Source organism: Sulfuricurvum sp. (genome assembly GCF_023250475.1).
GTDB lineage: Bacteria > Campylobacterota > Campylobacteria > Campylobacterales > Sulfurimonadaceae > Sulfuricurvum.
Genome location: NZ_JAHFAQ010000117.1, coordinates 1 through 6,988 on the forward strand (window position 1 = coordinate 1; position 6,988 = coordinate 6,988).

9 protein-coding genes and 1 pseudogene are annotated in these 6,988 nt (G+C 43.6%); 5 read left to right on the plus strand and 5 right to left on the minus strand.

Going from position 1 to position 6,988, the window contains the following annotated elements:
- Positions 1-9 precede the first annotated feature (9 nt).
- Complete coding sequence (locus Q0C19_RS09945) at positions 10-567, minus strand: bifunctional precorrin-2 dehydrogenase/sirohydrochlorin ferrochelatase (protein ID WP_295055585.1); 558 nt, start codon at positions 565-567, stop codon at positions 10-12.
- 149 nt (positions 568-716) lie between these two features.
- Between Q0C19_RS09945 and Q0C19_RS09950 the strand changes: the two genes are divergently transcribed.
- Positions 717-1,286 carry a hypothetical protein gene (locus Q0C19_RS09950; protein ID WP_295055587.1) on the plus strand — a complete coding sequence of 190 codons (570 nt, stop codon included), beginning with the start codon at positions 717-719 and terminating at the stop codon, positions 1,284-1,286.
- Here the strand turns inward: Q0C19_RS09950 and Q0C19_RS09955 are convergent.
- Entirely contained in the window at positions 1,283-2,902 is a 1,620-nt protein-coding gene (locus tag Q0C19_RS09955) for a YcaO-like family protein (protein WP_295055589.1), read from the minus strand. The genes Q0C19_RS09950 and Q0C19_RS09955 overlap by 4 nt on opposite strands.
- A 108-nt stretch (positions 2,903-3,010) precedes the next feature.
- On the opposite strand from Q0C19_RS09955, the gene Q0C19_RS09960 reads away from it, so the two are divergent.
- The 4 genes from Q0C19_RS09960 to Q0C19_RS09975 all read left to right on the plus strand — a co-directional run bounded on the left by Q0C19_RS09960 (position 3,011) and on the right by Q0C19_RS09975 (position 5,015).
- Positions 3,011-3,346, plus strand: a complete 336-nt coding sequence (locus Q0C19_RS09960) for an SHOCT domain-containing protein (protein WP_295055591.1) — start codon at positions 3,011-3,013, stop codon at positions 3,344-3,346.
- 144 nt (positions 3,347-3,490) lie between these two features.
- The gene (locus Q0C19_RS09965; protein WP_295055593.1) at positions 3,491-4,171 is read left to right on the plus strand and encodes a superoxide dismutase; all 681 of its coding nucleotides are present in this window, start codon (positions 3,491-3,493) and stop codon (positions 4,169-4,171) included.
- A gap of 46 nt (positions 4,172-4,217) precedes the next feature.
- Positions 4,218-4,733 carry a rhodanese-like domain-containing protein gene (locus Q0C19_RS09970; RefSeq protein ID WP_295055595.1) on the plus strand — a complete coding sequence of 172 codons (516 nt, stop codon included), beginning with the start codon at positions 4,218-4,220 and terminating at the stop codon, positions 4,731-4,733.
- A gap of 18 nt (positions 4,734-4,751) precedes the next feature.
- Entirely contained in the window at positions 4,752-5,015 is a 264-nt protein-coding gene (locus Q0C19_RS09975) for an iron oxidase oxidoreductase (protein ID WP_295055597.1), read from the plus strand.
- A 3-nt stretch (positions 5,016-5,018) separates the two neighbouring features.
- Here Q0C19_RS09975 and rd read toward each other — a convergent pair whose 3' ends face one another.
- From rd to Q0C19_RS09990, 3 genes and pseudogenes are all read right to left on the minus strand, one after another.
- The gene (gene rd, locus Q0C19_RS09980) at positions 5,019-5,183 is read right to left on the minus strand and encodes a rubredoxin (RefSeq protein WP_295055599.1); all 165 of its coding nucleotides are present in this window, start codon (positions 5,181-5,183) and stop codon (positions 5,019-5,021) included.
- A 13-nt stretch (positions 5,184-5,196) separates the two neighbouring features.
- Positions 5,197-6,057, minus strand: coding sequence for a thiamine pyrophosphate-dependent enzyme (locus tag Q0C19_RS09985; protein ID WP_295055601.1), 861 nt, complete (start codon positions 6,055-6,057; stop codon positions 5,197-5,199).
- A pseudogene (locus Q0C19_RS09990) lies at positions 6,054-6,988 on the minus strand (2-oxoacid:acceptor oxidoreductase subunit alpha); the annotation flags it as partial. The pseudogene Q0C19_RS09990 and the gene Q0C19_RS09985, both read right to left, overlap by 4 nt.

Sequence of the window (6,988 nt, forward strand, 5' to 3'; positions counted from 1 at the left end):
ATCTAGGGTTTATTTTTCAAAAAAGTCTTTGCAAATTCCGATTATTTTATCTTGACGCGGTTTTCCGACAGGTTCATTTTGACGTATTTCATCAACTTTATCGATCAACTCGCTTATCCCTTTCGGAATCATTTTGGACAGGTAGCGACGCAGTGCGGAACTGACCGCCGGAGCACGTCCTGAAGTATTGATCCCTAGACACAAATCATCATGTACAATCAATGCCGGAAATATAAACGTACACAGCAACGGAGAATCGACGCAATTGACAGGGATATGATGTTCAGTGCAATAGTTGAAAATTCGCTCCTGTTCCACCAGATTATCCAGTGCCCCGATAACCAGGAAACGCCCCGTTAAATCATCTATTTCGTAAGGGCGTTCCTCCAGTATGATCGAATATTTTTGCGCGAGATCAACAATTTCCGAATGGATTTCAGGGGCAATAACTCTCAGCTTCGGCGAAAATTTTACAAGCTGCTCTATCTTCCGCAAAGCGACTTCGCCGCCGCCGACAACCAAACAATCACGTTCGTTCAAATTAACAAACATAGGGAAATAAGCCATTTTGGCTCCTCTTCTAAAATCATTTTCAAACGATGATTATCGTATTTATAGTGTTATAGTACACTAAACTTCGTTTGACACTCTGTCAGAAATTTTGACGATGAAATACTCTTTATGATACGATACTAAAAAAGAAAGCGCAGGTACTCATGGCAATCATCTCAATCGCTTCGACCAAAGGGGGCGTCGGGAAAACCTCTCTCGCATTTTCACTCGCCAAAGATCTGCGCTACCGTTACGCTACCAACGATATGTCGGTCGCCCTCAACAAATACAAAAATGCCCGCTATTATCCGAATAAAATCCCTCTATACCCCGATACGGTCTATGACTTCGGAGGATTCGAAAACCCGCATGCGAACGAAATACTCAGAGAATCGGATATTATTATCCTCCCGACGACGAATGATCTCAACTCCATCATGAAAAGCTTGATTTTTATTAAAAACTTTAAAGAAAAAACCATCCTCGTATTTGCCAACATGATTGATACCCCCGCCGATGCGGTGATGATCCGAGAAAAAATACACGAACATTTCCCCAATCTTGCGTTTACCTATCTTCGACGGACAAAACTGCTGAAAAATGCGTTGGAAAGCGGAATGAGCGCAAGCGAACTCTATGAGAGCAATAACCATACTCAGCATCTGTATAAACAGGCTTTTGCTGAATACTCAAAAATCTTAAATCTTTTCAATACCGAAGAAAGCGCGGATTAAAAGCCGCCCTCTTTTTTTGCTTCGAGCCGATCATACATTGAGAGCATATTACTATAATCTCGATGCAATGAGGTATTGACCAAAAACTGCTCGCCGCTGATGATTTCTAACGCTTTAGTGACTCGCTGAGGCGTATAGAGATCATAAAGCGCTTGGGTGTAATCGCTTAGCTCTAAACCCAGCGCTTCCATCCGAATCAGCTCAACAATCAGATTTCCCATGGCACTGTTTCCGAACTCCAGATAACTCACCGCTTCATCATAGTTCCCCAAAGAGAGATGAAGCTGTGCTTTGAGTTCGCCGATCGTAAAATTCTCCTCGAAAATAACCCCTATGAATTTTTCGACATTCAGATGGTCTTCAAGTGCTTCGATTTCATCGAGGAGTGTGTCAGGATCGTAATCGGCAAAATTTAATATCCCTTCGCGATACGCTTTACCCCGATTACGGTTATTATAGATCAAATCATCGATCGGATAAACCTCGGAGACTCCAGGGACAATCATCTGGCAGGAGTAAAAGTCCAGATAATCGTAATCTCGGATATAGATCTCTTTCTCCATCGACTCAAATATTCCAGTGAGATACGCAAACTCATCCTCGGTAGTATTGCCGCTATATCTCCACGGTGCGAGTTCAAAGCTTTTTTTCGCGTTCAAAAACTGTATCCCCATTTTACCGTTGGAATCGATAAAATGGGATTCAAGATTGAAGCTCTCCGAAACAAGCGACATATCGAACGTCGGTACTTCAAAACTTTCCAGATTGCTCAAATCACGCCCCTGCATCAATTCTGTCATCGTCCGCTCCAATGAGACTTCCAAAATCGGATGGGCACCGAAAGAGACGAAGAGAGTTGCATTGTGAGGGTTAATGAACGAAATCGCCGTTACCGGATATTTTCCCCCCAGCGATGCATCCAAGACATTCACGATGTAGCCTAATTCCCGAAGCATGATCAAATCGCTGTAAAGACGCTCAAACTGCCGAAGAAACTCATCGCTGTATTGAGGCAGAGCATACCCTTCTTTAATGATTTCGATCTTCGCATACCGTTCCAGAATCTCGCTCATAGCCTGAACCTGTGCCTCTTTCGCGGTATTACCCGTAGCAAGCCCGTTGCTGACGTAGAGGTTGCTGAGAATATTAATGGGAAAATAGACCTTCTCCTCGGAAGAGAGTTTATGAAACGGCAGTGCGACAATTTTATCCTCGTAGTCACTGTTAAAATCGATCAGTTCATCCATGCTCAACTCACCGCTTGGGTCATACGTACCCATCAGCTCGCGATTGAGATAGCCCCCCTCGTAATCAAACGCCACCTCATCGGGATAATACTTCCGCTGGGGCAAATGAAAATCGATAAAAAAATTATTGGTTTGAAGCCGTTCGATGTATTCGCCCAAAGCGCTTGCGGTAGAAGCCTCAGAGTAAATCCCTTTTCCGTTGGAATAGATATGTTTCGGCGCTTCAACAGAGGCGAGATTCACCGAGTAGCAATGGTTGAGGGGGTGTTTTTCGCTTGAATAGGTGACATCGCATCCCATTTCGCTCAATATACTTTGCATACGTTTGATGGAGACTTCGACGGGGGCATTTTTGGAAACTAAATTCATATCGGTTCACTTAAATTAAATTGTGGCTAAGTATAGCCAAAAGCGTTGGCGGTTTGTTGCCATAACTACGTTACGATACTATCTACTTAAATATGAATCGAGGCTGCTATGGAAATGTTCTCCATACTGGAGTTCTTATTACTCTTTATCGTTATCGGCTTGTTTGGGATATGGATATGGGCATTGATCGATATCATTTCCTCAAAATTTAGAGAAGATATGATGCAGATCATTTGGTTTCTCGTCGTATTCTTCTTGCCGTTTATCGGGGTTTTACTCTATCTGTTGCTTGGACGCTCTATGAAACGTCTCCCCATCACAGAGCATAATCCGGGGGAAAAATACGATCATTTGACAAAAATAAAATCCCTTTTGGATGAGGGGATCCTCACTCCTGAAGAATATGAAGCGGAGAAAGAGAAAATTCTGAATCATACCAAATGATTCAGAAGTCACAGCGTTAGAAAATCATATTTCTCTTTAAATTTTAAATTTTTGCTTAAGTATGATATTAATGTGTCATTATCCAATACAATTTAACTATAATAAATTACTATAAGCATATATCTTTCTACAAAGGGAGTTACAATGAAACATACTCTTATGGAGTTGCCTTTTGAGCAAACTGCTCTTCAACCCTATATTTCCGCAGAAACAATCTCGTATCATTACGGTAAACACCATGCCGGATACGTAAACAAACTCAATTCCCTTATTGAGGGGACAGAATATGAGGAGAGATCGTTAGAACATATTGTCAAATATGCCCATAATGCTATTTATAATAATGCCGCTCAAATCTATAACCATAATTTTTACTGGAGAGGACTTAACCAAGCATCTACCGCCCCTTCTGTTGAACTTTTAGAACTTATCGAACGTGACTTTGGATCACTAAAAGCTTTTCAGGATACTTTTTTAGCGGCCGCCGCAGGACTTTTCGGTTCAGGATGGGTATGGCTGACCATTTCTAATGAAAAAAAATTGGAAATAAAAATGACTTCGAATGCCGATACACCGATACGTCATGGAGACACCCCTTTGTTGACATGCGATGTATGGGAACATGCCTATTACATTGATTATCGAAACGGGCGATCGGATTATCTTTCTAATTGGTGGAAAGTGATCAATTGGAATTTTGTTTCCAATAATCTTTCAGAATTTTTGAATGATCCGATTGCAAGCTATAACCAACCGTGCAACGCTATAAATTCAGTATGCGAATATGTTGATTTTATGCAAACGAATGAGCGTACACCCTCTTAATTGTCGACGTATTCATGAGTGCTACGCCTAAAACAAGGAGTGAATTATGATACAAAAATTATCTATCTTGGTCTTATCAGGACTTTTAAGTTCTACCGCCCTCTATAGCGTCGATTATGACGGCGAAAAGAGTATTATGTTTGAAACTGCGTATGACGTATGCATTATCCCGCCGCAGGTTGATGATGCTATGGCTCAAGGAATCAGTGTTATCGACACACTCAAGGCAAAAAAACTGTATGATAAAAAAGCTCTATTTTTTGACGCCCGAGAAAAACGGCATTATACGAAAGAGCATATCAAAGGGGCTTTCCCCGTTTATTTTGACGTCTCCAAAGCTGAATACATTGTCCTTCAGCTCCCTGCAGATCAAAAACAGGAACTCGTTTTTTACTGCTACGGCGAAACATGTGCCAACTCGTATGAAGCTGCTTTAGCCGTACGAAAACTCGGATATAAAAATATTTATTGGTTTGTAAACGGATTCGGCGACTGGAAATCCGCAGGATACCCAGTCGCTTCCAACTCTAAATTGAAGATGACGAATTCAGACAAAAAATAATGGTGCAAAGGATATAAGATGTCAACCGCATTATCCCGCAGAAGCTTTTTCAAACATATGTTGGCAATCGGAACAGTTACTTTTTTGGCCTCTCCGTTGCAGGCTAAAGTAACCAAGATAGCCGTAAAATATCAGGTAAAATCGACCACCGGTAAAAAATGCAAAGAGTGCCTCCATTTCCTAGCAGCAACTAACGAATGCAAACTTGTGGAAGGAAAAATAAATCCCGAAGGCAGTTGCACGCTCTACCTCAAAGATCCAAAAAAGCCTAAGAGTAATTAGGTATTACTCTATAATCTCGCTGAAATCTTCTTTCCCGACTTTGCACTCAGGACATACCCAATCCTCAGGTATATCTTCAAATGCGGTGCCGGGTTCAATCCCGCTATCAGGGTCTCCGATCTGAGGGTCATAAATATACCCGCAGACATTGCATTCGTATTTTTTCATCTTCTACTCCTTGTTAAATGTATTTATCCATCTCTTCACTCAGCCGCTTATAATCAACCTCATGAAGATACAACGCCCTATCTCCTATCTGACTTTCCTCCCGAAGAGCATCTTCCAACACAACTTTTTGCGGACTTTTATAGATAACGCCCAGAGGAAAGGGATGAGACTCCAATGATTTTTCAAATGCCTTGACCTTATCCGTCGGGTCATATTCACTCGGCAGAAGATACACGTTCTCTTTGAACCACTTAAACGTATTGATCTTATTAAAGGTAACGCACGGCTGAAAAATATCGATCAGAACGTACCCCTTATGCTCAATCGCAATTTTGAGCATTGCTTTGCAGTGCTCCTTGTTCCCGGAAAAAGTACGGATCACAAGCGATGCATCGAGAGATATCGCCGTGGCTATCGGATTAAACGGTTCGACATGAACCCCCTCACTCTGTACGGGTGTCTTAAACCCCCGCTGAGACGTCGGAGAGGCTTGACCTTTGGTGAGTCCATAAACCATCTTGTTATGGACAATATTAATGATATCGGAATTTCGACGGATCGCCGACATAAAATGGTTCCCCCCCTCTCCGTACATATCACCATCACCCCCTTCGGCAATCACGGTTAGAGAGGGGTTGGAAACTTTGACTCCCTGCGCAACGGGTAATGCTCTGCCGTGAAGTCCGTTAAACATATTCACCCTCAGATATTGCGGTGTTTTTGCCGCCTGCCCTATCCCTGAAACCACTACGCTCTGAAGCGGGTCAAGCCCCATCTCATCCAACGCCTCTTTTAAATGCGAAAGGATAGAAAAATTCCCGCATCCCGGACACCATGCATTATCCTCTACGACTCTGTCAAACCGTGTGTTCATCGGATCTCCTTTAGCAATGCTGAGAGCTTTTCAGAGAGTTCATCGACAAAAAAACTCAATCCGTCGGACTTCAGTATCTGTGCATCGACAGCGGTTCCGTGCAGTCGTAAGAGTTTTGCGAATTGCCCGGTGGCATTGTTTTCGACGACGATAAGGTGTTTGGCTTTTTGAAGCGGTGCAAGCTGAGATTCACTCAGCGGATAGACCCATGAGAAATGGATAGACGAGAGCCTCTCATCCTTCAGTCTCTCAACCGCCTCGTTAATGATATGTTTCGTACTTCCCCACCCGACAACGGCAATCTCACCCACCCCGTCCACTTCAGGTGTGATAGCTTCTTCCTTTATCCTTTCGAGTTTTTGAAGCCGTTTGCCGTTTTGCTCATTCCGCACAGACATACTCTCGGTAATCAACCCTTCCTCCGTATGTTCATCCGAATCGACCAACACCAGCCCCTCTCCGTATCCCGGAATCCCTCGAGGGCTAATCCCCTCTTTGGTAAGCAGGTAGCGTTTGTACTGCGAATCGGTTTTAACCACATGCAGATCAGGCTGTTTTTCATCAATGGGAAACCGTTGGACATGAAAAAAACTATCCGCCAAATATTGATCGCTCAATACAATCACCGGAACCTGAAATCGATCCGCCAGCGTAAATGCCTCTCTGGCAAGTTCAAAGCACTCTCTCACATCACCGGGAGCCAATACGATCCTCGGAAACTCTCCGTGAGCGCTGTAAATGGCGAGTTCCAAATCCCCCTGCTCCGTCCGTGTCGGAAGACCTGTCGCCGGGCCGGGACGTTGCGCCAAATAGACAACCATCGGGGTTTCGGTTATCCCGCTGAGACTGAGCCCCTCACCCATCAGGGCGAATCCGCCGCCGCTCGTCGTCGTGATCGCCCGTCCACCGCCGTACCAAACCCCCAAGCCCA

Excerpts from the sequence above, each read along its gene's own strand:
- Q0C19_RS09945 (WP_295055585.1), bottom strand. The coding sequence starts at position 567 with ATGGCTTATTTCCCTATGTTTGTTAATTTGAACGAACGTGATTGTTTG.
- Q0C19_RS09950 (WP_295055587.1), top strand. The coding sequence starts at position 717 with ATGGCAATCATCTCAATCGCTTCGACCAAAGGGGGCGTCGGGAAAACC.
- Q0C19_RS09955 (WP_295055589.1), bottom strand. The coding sequence starts at position 2,902 with ATGAATTTAGTTTCCAAAAATGCCCCCGTCGAAGTCTCCATCAAACGT.
- Q0C19_RS09960 (WP_295055591.1), top strand. The coding sequence starts at position 3,011 with ATGGAAATGTTCTCCATACTGGAGTTCTTATTACTCTTTATCGTTATC.
- Q0C19_RS09965 (WP_295055593.1), top strand. The coding sequence starts at position 3,491 with ATGAAACATACTCTTATGGAGTTGCCTTTTGAGCAAACTGCTCTTCAA.
- Q0C19_RS09970 (WP_295055595.1), top strand. The coding sequence starts at position 4,218 with ATGATACAAAAATTATCTATCTTGGTCTTATCAGGACTTTTAAGTTCT.
- Q0C19_RS09975 (WP_295055597.1), top strand. The coding sequence starts at position 4,752 with ATGTCAACCGCATTATCCCGCAGAAGCTTTTTCAAACATATGTTGGCA.
- rd (WP_295055599.1), bottom strand. The coding sequence starts at position 5,183 with ATGAAAAAATACGAATGCAATGTCTGCGGGTATATTTATGACCCTCAG.
- Q0C19_RS09985 (WP_295055601.1), bottom strand. The coding sequence starts at position 6,057 with ATGAACACACGGTTTGACAGAGTCGTAGAGGATAATGCATGGTGTCCG.